Raw genomic sequence first — 16003 nt, 5'->3', positions numbered from 1 at the left:
GGTTATCTTCCTGGAAAACGTGGAACTTGTTTGGTTTTAGGTGATGAAGAAGTTTTTTGTTTTTCTTTCTTGACACCTTTATTCATCTCTTTGACAAGTTTAGCAATTCGCTCTTTCTCAATCTTATCTGCTTGATACTCTTCTTGCTCTTTTAAACTTGGTTGTGTCAAGGTGATGTCAATCTTTAAATCAGGAATGTCAATCGTATCTCCAACACGAATTTTTTTCCCACGTCTACTTTCTAACTCACCATTAAAGTAAACTTGATGATCCATTAAAAAGGATTTGATAGCACCACCGCTTTGTATAATTCCAAGTTCTTTTAGGAGGGCTTGGAGCGTAATAAATTCTTCAAATAATTTGTATTCCATAATTCACCTCAATCTTTGGTATTATACCATATTTTCCTTGAAATAGCTGAAGGAAAGTTAGTTGAAATGAAAACGGTTTTACTCTTTAAAGCTATAAAGAGAACAAGAAAAATTTTGATTTTCGTGGTATAATAGAACTCTATATGTAAGGAGGTAAGGTATGGAATTAGTGCCTGGAATTTCAGCACATTTTGTTCAATCCAAAAAGTTTAAAACAAATAAAATCACTATTCGTTTTACTGCTCCCTTATCTCTTGAGACAATAGCAGGACGCATGTTAAGTGCAAGTATGTTGGAGACGGCAAATAAAGCTTATCCCACATCACAAGCATTTCGCAGATACTTGGCAAGTTTATATGGAACAGATATTTCCACAAGTGCTTATCGTAGAGGACAGGCACATATTCTTGACTTAACATTTACCTACGTGCGAGATGAGTTCTTGAGTAAAAAAAATGTCTTGACTTCTCGAATTTTGGAATTGGTGAAACAGACTTTATTTGCTCCCTTAGCTCAAGATAGTGCTTTTGAGCCAGCCCTATTTGAAATTGAAAGAAAACAGTTATTGGCTAGTTTAGCTACTGATATGGATGATTCATTTTATTTTGCTCATAAGGAGTTGGATAGCTTGTTCTTCCATGATGAGCGTCTTCAATTGAGATACAGTGATTTACGAAATAGCATTTTAAATGAGTCTCCGGAAAGTAGCTACACTTGCTTTCAAGATGCTCTGAAAAATGATCGTATTGATTTCTTTTTCTTAGGTGACTTCAATGAAGTAGAAATTACAGAATCACTGAAGTCATTACCCTTTACAGCTAGAGAGAACGGCGTCACTATCCAGTACCATCAATCTTATTCGAATGTTCTACGAGAAGGAATGTTTCAGAGGAATGTTGGGCAATCTATTTTGGAATTAGGCTATCATTCTCCTGTAAAATATGGTGATGATGAGCATTTGCCCATGCTTGTGATGAATGGTTTGTTGGGTGAATTTGCACATTCAAAACTTTTTACAAACGTTCGTGAAAATGCTGGAATAGCCTATACAGTCTCGAGTCAATTGGATTTGTTTAGTGGTCTGTTAAGGATGTATGCGGGTATTGATAGAGAAAATCGAAATCAGGCTAGAAAAATGATGAATCATCAATTGCTAGATCTGAAAAAGGGTAACTTTACAGATTTTGAGCTTGAACAAACAAAGGAGATGATTCGACGATCTTTGTTGATGGCTCAAGATAATCAACAGACCCTAGTTGAAAGAGTCTATTTGAATGCTCTATTTGGAAAATCAAGCTTTGATATGGATCGATTGGTGGCAAAATTAGAGAGTGTTGATAAAGAAGCTGTCTGTAAAGTTGCCAACAGTTTGAAGTTACAAGCGATTTACTTTATGGAAGGAGTAGAATGACAAAGGTTACTTTTGAAGAAAAATACTATCCTGCTGTAAAGGAAACAGTCTACAAAACAAGATTGTCAAATGGGTTGACAGTTTCTTTACTTCCTAAACAAGATTTCAATGAGGTTTATGGGATTGTAACGGTTCAATTTGGTTCTGTAGATGCAACTTATACAAGCTTGGAAAAAGGTTTACGTCATCATCCAGCAGGAATTGCACATTTTCTTGAACATAAATTGTTTGAAAGAGAAAATTCTGAGGATATAATGGCTGCGTTTACTCGATTAGGTGCGGACAGTAATGCCTTTACAAGCTTTACTAAGACCAGCTATCTTTTTTCAACAATTGACCATCTATTAGAGAATTTAGATTTGCTAGATGAGTTAGTTGGAGATGTTCATTTTACAGAAGAGTCTGTTTTTAGGGAACAGGCTATTATCCAGCAAGAACGAGAAATGTACCAAGATGATCCAGACTCACGTTTGTTTTTTGCAACATTAGCCAACCTTTATCCTGATACTCCTTTAGCAACAGATATAGTTGGAAGTGAAAAATCAATTTCTGAGATTCAAGTTTCAAATTTAAAAGAGAACTTTACAGACTTTTACAAACCTGTCAACATGTCACTGTTTTTAGTTGGAAATATTGATGTAAAAGTTGTTGAGGAATACTTTTCGAAAAAGGAAAAGAAGACTCTAGAACAGTTTACAGTTACAAAAGAGCAACTACCCTTACAGCCTGTGAAGCAAACAGATAGTCTTCGGATGGAAGTTTCTTCACCAAAACTTGCTGTTGCGATTAGAGGTAATGGGCAAATAACAGAAGCTGAGTCTTATCGTTACAATATTTTATTGAAATTACTATTTACGATGATGTTTGGTTGGACTTCTGATCGTTTTCAAAGGTTATATGAGTCTGGGAAGTTAGACGCGTCATTGTCACTTGAGATTGAAGTCAACAGTCGCTTTCATTTTGTGATATTGACAATGGACACCAAAGAGCCTGTTTCTCTGTCGCATCAATTTCGTAAAGCGATTCGTCAGTTTAGTAATGATGCGGATATTACCGAGGAACATTTAGATCTTGTTAAGAGTGAGATGTTTGGGGAGTTTTTCAGTAGTATGAACTCTTTGGAATTTATTGCAACTCAATACGATCCGATGGATCGCGGAGAAACAATTTTTGATTTTCCGAAAATTTTACAGGAAATTACTTTGGAGGATGTTCTAGAAGCTGGGCATCGTTTGATTGATAATGGTGATCTAGTTGATTTTACAATTTTTCCAGCCTAAATAAGGCAAGAACACTAGAAAGAAGGAATGGTAAGTATGAGAAAAAAAACAATTGGCGAGGTTCTACGTTTAGCTAGAATTAACCAGGGATTGAGTTTAGAAGAATTGCAGGAAAAAACTGAAATTCAGTTGCATTTTCTAGAAGCTATGGAGGCAGATGATTTTGATCAACTTCCTAGTACCTTCTATGCTCGTTCTTTTTTAAGAAAATATGCCTGGGCAGTAGAGTTAGATGAAAGAATTGTTTTGGATGCATATGATTCAGGTAGTATGATCACTTATGAAGAGGTAGATGTCGATGAAGAAGACTTGTCTGGTCGCAGACGGTCAAATAAGAAAAAAACGTCTTATCTCCCCTTGTTTTATTTCGTCCTATTTGCTTTGTCAATTTTAATTTTTGTCACTTACTATGTCTGGAACTACATCCAAACTCAGCCAAGTCCTTCTTCAGCTAATTATAGTGTTGTGAGCTCGACTAGTTCAACCACCTCATCTAGTTCATCTTCTAGTAGTCAGACGTCTAGCTCGTCTTCTACTACGGAATCAACTATTACAGTGTCAGGCGAAGGAAACCGCATTGAAGCTCGGTATAAAACGAATAAGGAAACCGCTACTGTTCAATTGGCAGTTTCAGATGAAGCTAGTTGGGTTAGTGTTTCAGGAAGTGAGCTGGAGGGTGGTGTGACACTATCCGCAGACAATAAGAATGCAAAAACAACAGTTTCAACTAAGAATCCCGTTGCCATTACTTTAGGTGTAGTGAAGGGAGTTACTGTGACTGTGGACAATCAAACGATTGATACTTCGAAGCTGACAACTCAGACTGGAACTGTAACACTTACATTTACTACAGATTAAGGAAAAATCAATGAAAAAAGAACAAATTCCTAATGTATTAACTATTGGTAGAATTCTCTTTATACCTCTCTTTATTCTTATTTTGACTTTGGGCCATTCACAAGGCGGTCATTTGCTAGCAGCGATAATTTTTGCAGTTGCTAGTGTAACGGATTATCTTGATGGCTACCTTGCTCGTAAATGGAATGTAGTCAGCAATTTTGGAAAATTTGCAGATCCGATGGCTGATAAGCTGTTGGTTATGTCAGCTTTTATCATGTTGATTGAGTTAGGTATGGCTCCAGCTTGGGTTGTTGCTATTATCATCTGTCGTGAACTTGCGGTGACAGGCTTGCGTTTGTTGCTTGTTGAGACGGGAGGGACGGTTCTAGCAGCAGCGATGCCAGGGAAAATCAAGACCTTTAGCCAGATGTTTGCCATTATCTTTTTGCTCTTACATTGGAATTTAATTGGTCAGCTGTTGCTTTATATCGCTTTGTTTTTCACTATCTACTCTGGCTATGATTATTTCAAGGGTAGCGCTCATGTATTCAAAGGGACATTTGGTTCGAAATGAAATCGATTATTGAAGTAAAAAATCTGTCTTTTCGTTACAAGGAAGACCAGGAACATTATGACGTTAATAATGTCTCGTTTCACGTGAAACGGGGAGAATGGCTTTCGATTGTAGGTCATAATGGGAGTGGAAAATCGACAACTATCCGTTTGATTGATGGATTGCTTGAAGCAGAGTCTGGGGAAATCTGGATAGATGGGCAATTGCTGTCCTCTGAGAACGTTTGGGACTTACGCCGTCAAATTGGTATGGTTTTTCAAAATCCAGATAACCAATTTGTGGGGGCGACTGTTGAAGATGATGTTGCCTTTGGTTTAGAAAATCAGGGACTTCCTCGTGAAGAAATGAAGAAGAGAGTGGCCGAATCTTTGGAGTTGGTAGGGATGCTGGACTTTAAGAATAGAGAACCAGCTCGTTTATCTGGTGGACAAAAACAGCGTGTGGCTATTGCGGGAGTTGTTGCCCTGAGACCAGCTATTTTGATTTTGGACGAGGCTACAAGTATGTTGGATCCTGAGGGACGCAGAGAACTGATTCAGACAGTTCAAGAGATTCGAAAAGACCACCAGATGACAGTCGTCTCCATTACACATGATTTAGAGGAAGTTGCGATGAGTGACCGTGTCTTGGTCATGAAAAAAGGCCAAGTGGAGTCAACCAGTAGCCCAAGAGAACTTTTTTCTCGGGATGACCTTGACCAGATAGGGTTAGATGAGCCTTTTGCTAATCAATTGAGAGGCTCTTTGAGAGAGACTGGCTATCAGTTGCCGGATGGCTATTTGACAGAAAGAGAGCTAGAGGACAAGTTATGGGAATTACTCTAGAAAATGTGAGCTTTACCTATCAAGAGGGGACTCCCCTATCTTCATCAGCCTTGACTGATGTTTCCTTGACGATTGAGGATGGTTCCTATACGGCTTTGGTAGGGCACACAGGTAGTGGGAAATCAACGATTTTACAGCTTTTAAATGGCCTATTGGTACCAAGTAAGGGTTCTGTTCGAGTTTTTGATACTGTCATTACCCCTACATCAACCAATAAAGAAATTCGTCAGATTCGAAAGCAGGTTGGTCTAGTGTTTCAATTTGCTGAAAATCAGATTTTCGAAGAGACTGTTTTGAAAGATGTTGCATTTGGACCGCAAAATTTTGGAGTTTCTGAGGAAGAGGCCAAGAAAATTGCGCGTGAAAAGTTAGCCTTGGTAGGCATCGATGAGTCACTCTTTGAGCGTAGCCCGTTTGAACTTTCGGGTGGCCAGATGAGACGTGTGGCTATAGCAGGTATGCTAGCGATGGAGCCAACTGTTTTGGTTTTGGATGAGCCGACAGCAGGGCTTGATCCTTTGGGCAGAAAAGAATTGATGACCTTGTTTAAAGAACTCCACCTTTCTGGAATGACAATCGTTCTGGTAACGCATTTGATGGATGATGTAGCTGCATATGCTAATCAGGTTTATGTTATGGAAAAGGGGCGTTTGGTCAAAAGTGGCAAACCAAGTGATGTCTTTCAAGATGTAGCCTCTATGGAAAAGGTACAGTTAGGTGTGCCTAAAATCACAGCCTTTTGTAAGCGTTTGGCAGATAGAGGTGTAGCTTTTAAAAAACTGCCAATCAAGATAGAGGAGTTTAAGGAGTCGCTAAATGGATAGTATGATTTTAGGGCGTTATATACCAGGAGATTCCATCATTCATCGCTTGGATCCACGTAGTAAATTGCTTGCCATGATCCTGCTGATTTTGATTGTATTTTGGGCCAATAATCCTCTCACCAATCTCGTTCTGTTTGTAGCGACAGGTATATTTATCGCATTATCGGGCGTTTCTCTCTCATTTTTCGTTCAGGGATTAAAATCCATGTTCTTTTTGATCGCCTTTACGACTCTTTTTCAGCTCTTTTTCATTTCAAGTGGAAATGTCCTATTTGAGTTTTCTTTTATAAGAATAACGGATTATGCTTTGCAACAAGCAGGAATCATTTTCTGTCGTTTTGTGTTGATTATTTTCTTTTCAACCTTGCTAACATTAACGACCATGCCTTTGAGTCTGGCAACCGCAGTTGAAGCTCTTTTAGCACCGCTAAAACGTGTGAAAGTTCCCGTTCATGAAATTGGCCTCATGTTATCAATGAGTTTGCGTTTTGTTCCAACATTGATGGATGACACGACGCGAATTATGAATGCTCAGAAAGCCCGTGGAGTTGACTTTGGCGAAGGCAGCATCGTTCAAAAAGTAAAGGCTATGATTCCAATTTTAATTCCTCTTTTTGCGACGAGCTTAAAGCGTGCAGATTCATTGGCAATAGCGATGGAAGCGCGTGGTTATCAGGGAGGAAAGGGTAGAAGTCAGTATAGACAATTGAGATGGAGTCAAAAGGATACACTGGCAATTCTTGTGATTTTGATACTGGGATGTTTCTTATTTTTCTTAAAATCTTAGTAGGTTTGTAGGATTGATAAGAAGCTCACAGTAGCAGGTTTTTAGTATAAAGGTAGGAATATGAACCGTTTTAAAAAATCAAAATATCTAATCATCGTTTTTGTCACAGTTCTGGCAGTTTCTGTTCTATTAGTGACAACCTATTCAAGCGCTATTGTGACGAAACTAGGAGATGGGATTTCCTTAGTAGATAGAATTGTTCAAAAACCCTTTCAGTGGTTTGATACTTTCAAATCGGATTTGGGACATTTGACGCAGACTTACAATGAAAATGAGAGTCTAAAAAAACAGCTCTATCAACTAGAGGTGGAGTCTAATCAATCAGAAAGTTTAAAAAATGAAAATGAACAATTACGTCAGTTGCTGGATATGAAGTCAAAATTGCAGGCTACAAAAACCATTGCAGCAGATGTGATTATGCGAGCTCCAGTATCTTGGAAACAAGAGTTAACAATTGATGCGGGAAGTTCAAAAGGAGCTTCTGAAAATATGTTGGCCATTGCAAACGGGGGTTTGATTGGTAGTGTTTCAAAGGTAGAGGATCATTCAACAACGGTCAATCTATTGACAAACACGGAAAATTCCGACAAAATTTCTGTTAAAATCCTGCATGGTTCTACTGAAATTTACGGGATTATCGTTGGTTATGATAAGGAATCTGAACTGCTTAAAATTAGTCAATTAAACAGCAACAGCGACATTAGCGCGGGAGACAAGGTGACTACAGGGGGGCTCGGAAACTTTAATGTTAAGGATATCCCTGTTGGAGAAGTTGTTGCTACAACACATAGCAGTGATTATCTAACAAAGGAAGTAACAGTAAAGTTAAGTGCTGACACCAAAAATCTTCATGTGGTAGAGTTAGTGGGGAATTAGCAATGAGACTGTTAAAACAAATTGGTATTTTCTTTTTACTCCCTTTTGTCGTACTAATTGATGCACATATTGGACAATTGGTAGGATCCTTCTTCCCTCACTTTCATTTAGTAAGTCATTTTCTGTTTTTATTTCTCTTGTTTGAGACAATTGAGGTTTCAGAATATCTCTATCTAGCTTATTGCTGTATAGTGGGTTTGGTGTACGATATCTATTTTTTCCACTTGATAGGAATTGCGACGCTTCTATTTATCTTGATAGGTGCTTCGCTCCATAAGTTTAATAGTGTAATTTTGCTGAACCGTTGGACAAGAATGTTAACAATAGTTGTGATGAGTTTCCTATTTGATATGGGGAGCTATCTCCTTGCTCTTGCTATGGGATTGACAGTAGAATCGATGCCAGTTTTCATCGTCTATAGCCTTGTCCCATCAATGATTTTAAACTTTTTATGGATGATTATTTTCCAATATATTTTTGAAAAATGTTATCTATAAGAAAGAAATAAAAATGTAACAAAGGCGTAATATTTATTATGTCTTTTTTTGGTATACTAGTAATGTCTTAAATAGAAGGAGTATCTACACAATATGAAGAAAAAAATCTTAGCGTCACTTTTATTAAGTACAGTATTAGTGTCACAAGCGGCGGTATTGACAACTGTCCACGCTGAAACAACTGATGAAAAGATTGCTGCTCAAGATAGTAAGATTAGTAATTTGACAGCTCAACAAAAAGAAGCTCAAAAACAAGTAGATGAAATCCAAACGCAAGTTACAGCTATCCAAACTCAACAAACGAACTTGGAAGCTGAGAATGAAACTCTACAAGCTGAATCTAAAAAACTTGAAGGAGAAATTACAGAGCTCTCTAAGAACATTGTTGCTCGTAATGAATCTTTGGAAAAACAAGCACGTAGCGCACAAACAAACGGTGCTGCAACTAGCTATATCAATACAATTGTAAACTCAAAATCAATTACGGAAGCTATTTCACGTGTTGCAGCCATGAGCGAGATTGTATCAGCTAACAACAAAATGTTGGAACAACAGAAAGCTGATAAGAAATCTATCGCTGAAAAACAGGTTGCAAATAATGAAGCAATCAACACTGTCATTGCGAACCAACAAACGCTTGCTGACGATGCACAAGCATTGACAACAAAACAAGCAGAGTTGAAAGTTGCTGAGTTAAACCTTGCTGCAGAGAAAGCTACTGCAGAAAGCGATAAAGCTACTTTATTGGAACAAAAAGCAGCAGCAGAGGCAGAAGCGAAAGCAGCAGCCGAAGCAGAAGCGGCTTATAAAGCACGTCAAACAAGCCAACAACAATCAGTTGTTGCTTCTGGAAATACAACACTTTCAGATCAAGTGCAAGCAACTTCAAGCTCTTCATCAGATGATGATTCAAGCTACACTCCAGCACCTGCTCCGACTCCAACTAGACAACGTCCAACATACAGTACAAATGCTTCAAGTTATCCAACTGGTGAATGTACTTGGGGAGCTAAAACATTAGCACCTTGGGCTGGAGATTACTGGGGTAACGGAGCGCAGTGGGCTACAAGTGCAGCAGCTGCAGGATTCCGTACTGGATCAACTCCACAAGTTGGTGCGATTGCATGTTGGAATGACGGTGGATATGGACACGTAGCGGTTGTTACAGCAGTTTCATCATCAACTAGCATTCAAGTATCAGAATCAAACTATGGTGGAAATCGTACAATCGGTAACAAACGTGGATGGTTCAACCCAACTACAACTTCTGAAGGTTATGTTACTTACATCTATCCAAACTAATGAATGAAACGAAGAGGCTCGATGCGAGTCTCTTTTATTATTTTTTATCGAAAGCAAGGCCGAAATATATCAAAACCACTTGAAAATATGGCTAAAATGTGATAAAATGAAACTTGTCGTGTAAACGATAATACTCATTCTTGATGAATTGTGAGACTGTTGCCCTCGGGTCGTTTTGCAAGTTGAAGTCGAGGAGAGGAAAAAAACAAAAAGGAGAAATACTCATGGCAGTAATTTCAATGAAACAACTTCTTGAGGCTGGTGTACACTTTGGTCACCAAACTCGTCGCTGGAACCCTAAGATGGCTAAGTACATCTTCACTGAGCGTAACGGAATCCACGTTATCGACTTGCAACAAACTGTAAAATACGCTGACCAAGCATACGACTTTATGCGTGATGCTGCAGCTAACGATGCAGTTGTATTGTTTGTTGGTACTAAAAAACAAGCTGCTGACGCTGTTAAAGAAGAAGCAGAACGTTCAGGTCAATACTACATCAACCACCGTTGGTTGGGTGGAACTCTTACTAACTGGGGAACTATCCAAAAACGTATTGCTCGTTTGAAAGAAATCAAACGTATGGAAGAAGAAGGAATCTTCGACGTTCTTCCTAAGAAAGAAGTTGCACTTCTTAACAAACAACGTGCACGTCTTGAAAAATTCTTGGGTGGTATCGAAGACATGCCTCGTATCCCTGATGTAATGTACGTAGTTGACCCACATAAAGAACAAATCGCTGTTAAAGAAGCTAAAAAATTGGGTATCCCAGTTGTAGCGATGGTTGACACAAATACTGACCCAGACGATATCGATGTAATCATCCCAGCTAACGATGACGCTATCCGCGCTGTTAAATTGATCACAGCTAAATTGGCTGACGCTATCATCGAAGGACGTCAAGGTGAAGACGCAGCAGCAGTTGAAGCAGAATTTGCAGCTTCAGAAGCTCAAGCTGACTCAATCGAAGAAATCGTTGAAGTTGTAGAAGGCGACAACGCTTAATTCATATAAATAGTAATTACCTAGGAGGGCGGGGCCTAGCCCAGCTCTCCTATTTTTAAAAAATATAGGAGAATCAAAATGGCAGAAATTACAGCTAAACTTGTAAAAGAGTTGCGTGAAAAATCTGGTGCCGGTGTTATGGACGCTAAAAAAGCGCTTGTAGAAACAGACGGTGACATCGAAAAAGCGATTGAATTGCTTCGTGAAAAAGGTATGGCGAAGGCAGCTAAGAAAGCTGACCGTGTTGCAGCTGAAGGTTTGACTGGTGTATTTGTTAACGGTAACGTTGCAGCAGTAGTTGAAGTAAATGCCGAAACTGACTTCGTTGCGAAAAACGCTCAATTCGTTGACTTGGTAAACGCAACAGCTAAAGTAATCGCTGAAGGAAAACCAGCTAACAACGAAGAAGCTCTTGCTTTGACAATGCCTTCAGGTGAAACTCTTGAAGCTGCATATGTATCTGCAACAGCTACAATCGGTGAAAAAATCTCATTCCGTCGTTTTGCTTTGCTTGAAAAAACAGATGCACAACACTTCGGAGCATACCAACACAATGGTGGACGTATCGGTGTTATCTCTGTAATCGAAGGTGGAGACGAAGCGCTTGCTAAACAAATCTCAATGCACATTGCTGCGATGAAACCAACAGTTCTTTCTTACAAAGAATTGGATGAGCAATTCGTTAAAGATGAGTTGGCACAATTGAACCACGTAATCGACCAAGATAACGAAAGCCGTGCAATGGTTGGTAAACCAGCTCTTCCACACTTGAAGTATGGATCAAAAGCACAATTGACTGATGAAGTGATTGCTCAAGCTGAAGCTGATATCAAAGCTGAGTTGGCTGCAGAAGGCAAACCAGAAAAAATCTGGGACAAAATCATCCCAGGTAAAATGGACCGCTTCATGCTTGACAACACCAAAGTTGACCAAGCATACACACTTCTTGCACAAGTATACATCATGGATGACAGCAAGACAGTTGAAGCTTACCTTGAATCAGTAAATGCTTCAGTAGTTGAGTTCGCTCGCTTTGAAGTTGGTGAAGGTATCGAGAAAGCTGCAAACGACTTTGAAGCAGAAGTTGCAGCTACAATGGCAGCAGCCTTGAATAACTAATAGAAAAGGAAGCAAATTGCTTCCTTCTTCTTTTTGTCTAGAGAGTAGAGTCTGTATGAGTAAACAAAAAGCCCTTTAATAAGGGCTAAGTGCATTTAGGAGGCTACACTTCAAATTCATAGAGTGCTGTAGACAAATAACGTTCGCCGTTATCTGGTGCTAAAGCAAGGACTTTCTTACCTTTACCTAATTTCTTGGCAACCTCAATTGCCCCGTAAATCGCTGCAGCTGAAGAAATCCCAACAAGGAAGCCTTCTTTTCCACCAATTTCACGGCCAAGGGCTAGAGCATCATCTGACGTTACACGGACAATACCATCATAGGCTTTTGTATCAAGCGTTTCAGGAATAAATCCAGCTGAGATTCCTTGAATTTTATGAGGTCCTGGTTTTTCCCCAGACAAGATAGCTGACTCGTCTGCCTCAACTGCATAAACTTGAATGTTTGAATTTGCTGTTTTGAGAGCGTGAGAAACACCTGAGATCGTTCCACCAGTACCAACACCACCCACAAAAGCATCTAGTCCATCAGAACCGAAAGCAGCCAGTATTTCAGCTCCTGTTGTTCTTTCGTGCACTTCTGGATTAGCTGGATTATTAAATTGGAGTGGAAGGAAGCCGTCTCGTTCAGCGGCGATTTCCTGAGCTTTGGCAATAGCCCCTTTCATTCCTTCGCTACCAGGAGTAAGGACGAGTTCAGCACCATAGGCTTGGATAATCTTACGTCGTTCCACACTCATCGTTTCAGGCATGACGATAACAACTTTATATCCTTTAGCGGCACCAACCCATGAAAGACCGATACCAGTGTTTCCACTCGTTGCTTCAACAATAGTAGCTCCCGGTTTTAGAATACCATCTTGTTCTGCTTTTTCAATCATGCTAAGGGCAATACGGTCTTTTACTGACGATCCAGGGTTAAAAGCTTCTAGTTTAACATAGACATCTGCAGCACCCTCTGGAACAATATTGTTAAGTTTAACAATCGGTGTTTGTCCAATTAGTTCAGTGATATTATTATAAATAGTCATAGATATACCTCTTTGTATAAGATGATACTAGTATAACGCGCTTAAAGCTATTTGTAAAATATAGAAATCCTATCAAAGTGATAGGATTTTTTTATATCAAAGGTCTAAGCCATTAATTTTTAATCGATTGTGATAAGCCAATTCTAATAAATAGGTGTAAAGCGGAAGGATGTCCGTTTTTTTAGGGAATTCAAATTTATGGAAACTCAGGTGCTCATTGTGTGCTTTTAGAAAGATATTTTCTAAATAAGTGATTCTAATCTCACTATCATCTATACCTGCTCCAGCAGTTTCCATTTCAACGTTTACAATGTTCATCAAAAAGAGTGACTTAACAGACACCTTGCGACCAGTGGCACCTTGCTTATCTGTAAAAATAATACGGATATTTGTAAAGATGATTGAATCTCGAATAAGTTTATATCCACTTTGAATTTCTTCATTCTCTAGTAGATATTGACCATATTCTTTGATAAGAGTCTCTTTGTTTTCCTCGCTGAAGTTACCAGCAAGTCCTTGAATAAATTTTCCAAACGCCATGTATTTCTCCTTTGTTTACACTAAGTTTACAGGAACTTCAACTTCTCGTAAACCTTGATCTGTTAAAGTAACCTTTCCATTAAAAAACTCTACAAGAGCAGACTTGATATTTTCTTTCTCTTCCTTATCAACATAAATCATTGTATCAACTTGATCTGTAAAGTTTGTATCCAGCTCCATGAGATGATGTTCTTTAAGAAAATTGCCATATTCTTGATACTGAGCGTAAGACATCTGAATGGCTATGCCAGCCTGCTCTTTGATTTCAATAATGCCAATTTCTTTGACAGCCAAGGCCACACTACCTGCGTAAGTACGAATCAAACCTCCAGCGCCTAACTTAATTCCACCAAAGTAACGAGTAACTACTACGCAGACATTGGTAAGATTATGATTTTCTAAGACGCCAAGCATAGGGACTCCAGCAGTACCACTAGGTTCGCCATCATCACTCGTACGCTTGATCTCACTGCGTTCCCCTACAATAAAAGCAGAGCAGTTATGGGTGGCTTTGTAGTGTTCTTTTTTGATAGCAGTGATAAAGTCACGAGCTTCTTCTTCACTATAGACACGCTTGGCATGACAGATAAAGCGTGATTTTTTGATTTCTTCTTGGACCTGCCCATCCTCTTTAATTGTTCTAAATTCCATGATTTAATTGTACTAAAAAATTACCTAAAGCGCTATATTTTTACGAATATTAAAGTATGAAAGTAAATCCAAATTATCTCGGTCGCTTGTTTACTGAGAAAGAATTAACGGAAGAAGAACGACAGGAAGCAGTGAGACTGCCAGCAATGAGAAAAGAGAAGGGGAAACTGTTTTGTCAACGTTGTAATAGTTTGATTCTAGAAGAATGGTATTTGCCTATCAGCGCTTACTATTGTAGGGAGTGTTTACTGATGAAGAGAATCAGGAGTGATAAAGCTTTATACTATTTTCCTCAAGAGGATTTTCCTAAGCAAGACGTCCTCAAATGGCGTGGTCAGTTAACACCTTTTCAAGAAAAAGTGTCAGAGGGACTGCTTCAGGCGGTAGACAAGCAAGAGCCAACCTTGGTTCACGCTGTGACAGGAGCTGGAAAGACAGAGATGATTTATCAAGTTGTGGCTAAAGTGATTGATGATGGTGGTGCAGTTTGTTTGGCCAGTCCTCGAATTGATGTGTGTTTAGAACTGTATAAGCGACTGCAGAATGACTTTGCTTGCGATATAGCGCTACTCCATGGCGAATCAGAGCCCTATTTTCGAACTCCCTTAGTAGTTGCAACAACTCATCAGTTATTAAAATTTTATCATGCTTTTGATTTGTTGATAGTGGATGAGGTAGATGCCTTTCCTTATGTTGACAACACTATGCTTTACTATGCTGTAAAGAATAGTGTAAAGGAGGATGGATTGAGGATATTCCTTACGGCAACTTCTACAGATGAGTTAGATAGGAAGGTTCGCACAGGGGAATTAAAAAGATTAAGCTTGCCGAGACGGTTTCATGGAAATCCTTTGATTATTCCTAAACCAGTCTGGTTATCGGATTTTAATCGCTGTTTAGAGAAAAATCAATTGTCAACCAAGTTAAAGACTTATATTGAGAAACAGAGAAGAACAGGTTATCCCTTACTGATTTTTGCATCAGAGATTAAGAAAGGCGAAAAACTAAAAGAAATCTTGAAGGAGCAGTACCCGAATGAGAATATCGGCTTTGTGTCTTCTGTGACAGAAGACCGATTAGAGCAGGTGCAAGCTTTTCGAGATGGAGAACTAACAATACTGATCAGTACGACAATCTTGGAACGCGGGGTTACCTTCCCTTGTGTGGATGTTTTCGTAGTAGAAGCTAATCATCGTCTCTTTACCAAGTCTAGTTTGATTCAGATTGGAGGGCGAGTTGGACGCAGTATGGACAGACCAACTGGTGAGTTGCTCTTCTTTCATGATGGATTAAATGCTTCCATCAAAAAGGCAATCAAGGAAATCAAGAATATGAATAAGGAGGCAGGGTTATGAACTGTTTATTATGTGGCCAGACTACAAAGAGTGAGCTGACTTTTAGCAGTCTCTTCCTTTTGAAGGATGATTGCAGTTATCTTTGCTCAGCTTGTGCTTCTAGTTTTGAGAGGATTGGTGAGAATTATTGCCCAAACTGTATGAAAACAGGCATGTCAACTAAGTGTCAAGATTGTAAACTTTGGTGTAAAGAAGGAATTCAGGTTGATCATAAGGCAATCTTTACCTATAATCAAGCTATGAAAGACTTTTTCAGTCGATATAAGTTTGATGGCGATTTTTTGCTTAGAAAGGTTTTTGCTTCTGTTCTTGCTGAGGAGCTGAAAAAGTATAGAGGATATCAATTTGTGTTGATTCCCCTAAGCCCTGAAAGATTGCTTGAGAGGGGGTTTAACCAAGTCGAAGGTTTGGTTGAGGCAGCAGGCTTTTCTTTCAAAGATATATTAGGAAAAAGAGAAGAGAGTGCTAGTTCTTCTAAAAGCCGTTTAGAAAGGTTAGCTACTGAAATTCCATTTTTTATTAAAGATGGAATCTCACTTCCCAAGAAGATTTTGCTGATTGATGACATCTATACAACAGGGGCAACTGTGAATCGTGTGAAACGACTTTTGGAAGAAGCAGGTGCTTTGGAAGTTAAAACTTTTTCCCTTGTAAGATGAGGAAAAAATTTGCAAAATGAAAATGAAAGCGTTATAATATAGTTAGAAAAACAAAAATG

Annotated in this window: 18 protein-coding genes; 14 read left to right on the top strand and 4 right to left on the bottom strand. The window is 38.9% G+C overall.

The window, feature by feature from the left end; translation table 11 throughout:
• Nucleotides 1-2: 2 nt before the first annotated feature.
• On the bottom strand, nt 3-371 hold the full coding sequence (gene yaaA, locus HMPREF2853_RS02145; RefSeq protein ID WP_000455880.1) for a S4 domain-containing protein YaaA: 369 nt from the start codon (nt 369-371) through the stop codon (nt 3-5).
• A gap of 160 nt (nt 372-531) precedes the next feature.
• Here yaaA and yfmF point away from each other — a divergent pair, with 160 nt between their 5' ends.
• The 12 genes from yfmF to tsf all read left to right on the top strand — a co-directional run bounded on the left by yfmF (nt 532) and on the right by tsf (nt 11709).
• The gene (gene yfmF, locus HMPREF2853_RS02140) at nt 532-1782 is read left to right on the top strand and encodes an EF-P 5-aminopentanol modification-associated protein YfmF (protein ID WP_070534689.1); all 1251 of its coding nucleotides are present in this window, start codon (nt 532-534) and stop codon (nt 1780-1782) included.
• Complete coding sequence (gene yfmH, locus HMPREF2853_RS02135; protein WP_070534688.1) at nt 1779-3062, top strand: EF-P 5-aminopentanol modification-associated protein YfmH; 1284 nt, start codon at nt 1779-1781, stop codon at nt 3060-3062. The genes yfmF and yfmH overlap by 4 nt, the downstream gene beginning before the upstream one ends.
• 36 nt (nt 3063-3098) lie before the next feature.
• Nucleotides 3099-3920: a cytoskeleton protein RodZ gene (gene rodZ, locus HMPREF2853_RS02130; protein WP_070534687.1), complete on the top strand. Its 822-nt coding sequence runs from the start codon at nt 3099-3101 to the stop codon at nt 3918-3920.
• A 10-nt stretch (nt 3921-3930) separates the two neighbouring features.
• The gene (pgsA, locus tag HMPREF2853_RS02125) at nt 3931-4476 is read left to right on the top strand and encodes a CDP-diacylglycerol--glycerol-3-phosphate 3-phosphatidyltransferase (protein ID WP_000712146.1); all 546 of its coding nucleotides are present in this window, start codon (nt 3931-3933) and stop codon (nt 4474-4476) included.
• Nucleotides 4473-5300 carry an energy-coupling factor ABC transporter ATP-binding protein gene (locus HMPREF2853_RS02120; protein ID WP_000835747.1) on the top strand — a complete coding sequence of 276 codons (828 nt, stop codon included), beginning with the start codon at nt 4473-4475 and terminating at the stop codon, nt 5298-5300. Before pgsA ends, HMPREF2853_RS02120 begins: the two co-directional genes overlap by 4 nt.
• Entirely contained in the window at nt 5285-6124 is an 840-nt protein-coding gene (locus tag HMPREF2853_RS02115; protein ID WP_049501299.1) for an energy-coupling factor transporter ATPase, read from the top strand. The genes HMPREF2853_RS02120 and HMPREF2853_RS02115 overlap by 16 nt, the downstream gene beginning before the upstream one ends.
• On the top strand, nt 6117-6911 hold the full coding sequence (locus HMPREF2853_RS02110; RefSeq protein WP_000377885.1) for an energy-coupling factor transporter transmembrane component T family protein: 795 nt from the start codon (nt 6117-6119) through the stop codon (nt 6909-6911). Before HMPREF2853_RS02115 ends, HMPREF2853_RS02110 begins: the two co-directional genes overlap by 8 nt.
• A 60-nt stretch (nt 6912-6971) precedes the next feature.
• Entirely contained in the window at nt 6972-7787 is an 816-nt protein-coding gene (gene mreC, locus HMPREF2853_RS02105) for a rod shape-determining protein MreC (protein ID WP_001078971.1), read from the top strand.
• Nucleotides 7788-7789: 2 nt separating this feature from the next.
• Entirely contained in the window at nt 7790-8284 is a 495-nt protein-coding gene (gene mreD, locus HMPREF2853_RS02100) for a rod shape-determining protein MreD (protein WP_001237920.1), read from the top strand.
• 93 nt (nt 8285-8377) lie between these two features.
• Complete coding sequence (pcsB, locus tag HMPREF2853_RS02095; RefSeq protein ID WP_000726989.1) at nt 8378-9586, top strand: peptidoglycan hydrolase PcsB; 1209 nt, start codon at nt 8378-8380, stop codon at nt 9584-9586.
• A gap of 224 nt (nt 9587-9810) precedes the next feature.
• Nucleotides 9811-10590 (top strand): 30S ribosomal protein S2, encoded by a 780-nt coding sequence (gene rpsB, locus HMPREF2853_RS02090; protein WP_000268475.1) that lies wholly within the window; start codon nt 9811-9813, stop codon nt 10588-10590.
• 78 nt (nt 10591-10668) lie between these two features.
• The gene (gene tsf / locus HMPREF2853_RS02085) at nt 10669-11709 is read left to right on the top strand and encodes a translation elongation factor Ts (protein WP_000808059.1); all 1041 of its coding nucleotides are present in this window, start codon (nt 10669-10671) and stop codon (nt 11707-11709) included.
• A 103-nt stretch (nt 11710-11812) separates the two neighbouring features.
• Here the strand turns inward: tsf and cysK are convergent, their stop codons facing one another.
• The 3 genes from cysK to HMPREF2853_RS02070 form a co-directional block, all read right to left on the bottom strand.
• The gene (gene cysK / locus HMPREF2853_RS02080) at nt 11813-12739 is read right to left on the bottom strand and encodes a cysteine synthase A (RefSeq protein ID WP_000158482.1); all 927 of its coding nucleotides are present in this window, start codon (nt 12737-12739) and stop codon (nt 11813-11815) included.
• 96 nt (nt 12740-12835) lie between these two features.
• Nucleotides 12836-13279, bottom strand: coding sequence for a PH domain-containing protein (locus tag HMPREF2853_RS02075; protein WP_000863902.1), 444 nt, complete (start codon nt 13277-13279; stop codon nt 12836-12838).
• Nucleotides 13280-13294: 15 nt separating this feature from the next.
• A complete protein-coding gene (locus tag HMPREF2853_RS02070) occupies nt 13295-13930 on the bottom strand; it encodes a YigZ family protein (RefSeq protein ID WP_070534685.1) in 636 nt (211 codons plus the stop codon).
• A 56-nt stretch (nt 13931-13986) separates the two neighbouring features.
• Between HMPREF2853_RS02070 and HMPREF2853_RS02065 the strand changes: the two genes are divergently transcribed.
• Both HMPREF2853_RS02065 and HMPREF2853_RS02060 read left to right on the top strand, forming a co-directional pair.
• Nucleotides 13987-15285: an ATP-dependent helicase ComFA gene (locus tag HMPREF2853_RS02065; RefSeq protein WP_002880469.1), complete on the top strand. Its 1299-nt coding sequence runs from the start codon at nt 13987-13989 to the stop codon at nt 15283-15285.
• Nucleotides 15282-15944, top strand: a complete 663-nt coding sequence (locus HMPREF2853_RS02060; RefSeq protein WP_000995722.1) for a ComF family protein — start codon at nt 15282-15284, stop codon at nt 15942-15944. The genes HMPREF2853_RS02065 and HMPREF2853_RS02060 overlap by 4 nt, the downstream gene beginning before the upstream one ends.
• The last annotated feature ends 59 nt before the right edge of the window (nt 15945-16003 follow it).

The organism is Streptococcus sp. HMSC077F03, assembly GCF_001812375.1.
GTDB lineage: Bacteria > Bacillota > Bacilli > Lactobacillales > Streptococcaceae > Streptococcus > Streptococcus oralis_S.
Note: the sequence above shows the minus strand (reverse complement) of the source record. Positions and strands in the feature narration are given on the sequence as shown.

What these genes read in the sequence shown, in the direction of transcription:
- yaaA (WP_000455880.1), bottom strand. Translation starts at nt 371, where the DNA reads ATGGAATACAAATTATTTGAAGAATTTATTACGCTCCAAGCCCTCCTA.
- yfmF (WP_070534689.1), top strand. Translation starts at nt 532, where the DNA reads ATGGAATTAGTGCCTGGAATTTCAGCACATTTTGTTCAATCCAAAAAG.
- yfmH (WP_070534688.1), top strand. Translation starts at nt 1,779, where the DNA reads ATGACAAAGGTTACTTTTGAAGAAAAATACTATCCTGCTGTAAAGGAA.
- rodZ (WP_070534687.1), top strand. Translation starts at nt 3,099, where the DNA reads ATGAGAAAAAAAACAATTGGCGAGGTTCTACGTTTAGCTAGAATTAAC.
- pgsA (WP_000712146.1), top strand. Translation starts at nt 3,931, where the DNA reads ATGAAAAAAGAACAAATTCCTAATGTATTAACTATTGGTAGAATTCTC.
- HMPREF2853_RS02120 (WP_000835747.1), top strand. Translation starts at nt 4,473, where the DNA reads ATGAAATCGATTATTGAAGTAAAAAATCTGTCTTTTCGTTACAAGGAA.
- HMPREF2853_RS02115 (WP_049501299.1), top strand. Translation starts at nt 5,285, where the DNA reads ATGGGAATTACTCTAGAAAATGTGAGCTTTACCTATCAAGAGGGGACT.
- HMPREF2853_RS02110 (WP_000377885.1), top strand. Translation starts at nt 6,117, where the DNA reads ATGGATAGTATGATTTTAGGGCGTTATATACCAGGAGATTCCATCATT.
- mreC (WP_001078971.1), top strand. Translation starts at nt 6,972, where the DNA reads ATGAACCGTTTTAAAAAATCAAAATATCTAATCATCGTTTTTGTCACA.
- mreD (WP_001237920.1), top strand. Translation starts at nt 7,790, where the DNA reads ATGAGACTGTTAAAACAAATTGGTATTTTCTTTTTACTCCCTTTTGTC.
- pcsB (WP_000726989.1), top strand. Translation starts at nt 8,378, where the DNA reads ATGAAGAAAAAAATCTTAGCGTCACTTTTATTAAGTACAGTATTAGTG.
- rpsB (WP_000268475.1), top strand. Translation starts at nt 9,811, where the DNA reads ATGGCAGTAATTTCAATGAAACAACTTCTTGAGGCTGGTGTACACTTT.
- tsf (WP_000808059.1), top strand. Translation starts at nt 10,669, where the DNA reads ATGGCAGAAATTACAGCTAAACTTGTAAAAGAGTTGCGTGAAAAATCT.
- cysK (WP_000158482.1), bottom strand. Translation starts at nt 12,739, where the DNA reads ATGACTATTTATAATAATATCACTGAACTAATTGGACAAACACCGATT.
- HMPREF2853_RS02075 (WP_000863902.1), bottom strand. Translation starts at nt 13,279, where the DNA reads ATGGCGTTTGGAAAATTTATTCAAGGACTTGCTGGTAACTTCAGCGAG.
- HMPREF2853_RS02070 (WP_070534685.1), bottom strand. Translation starts at nt 13,930, where the DNA reads ATGGAATTTAGAACAATTAAAGAGGATGGGCAGGTCCAAGAAGAAATC.
- HMPREF2853_RS02065 (WP_002880469.1), top strand. Translation starts at nt 13,987, where the DNA reads ATGAAAGTAAATCCAAATTATCTCGGTCGCTTGTTTACTGAGAAAGAA.
- HMPREF2853_RS02060 (WP_000995722.1), top strand. Translation starts at nt 15,282, where the DNA reads ATGAACTGTTTATTATGTGGCCAGACTACAAAGAGTGAGCTGACTTTT.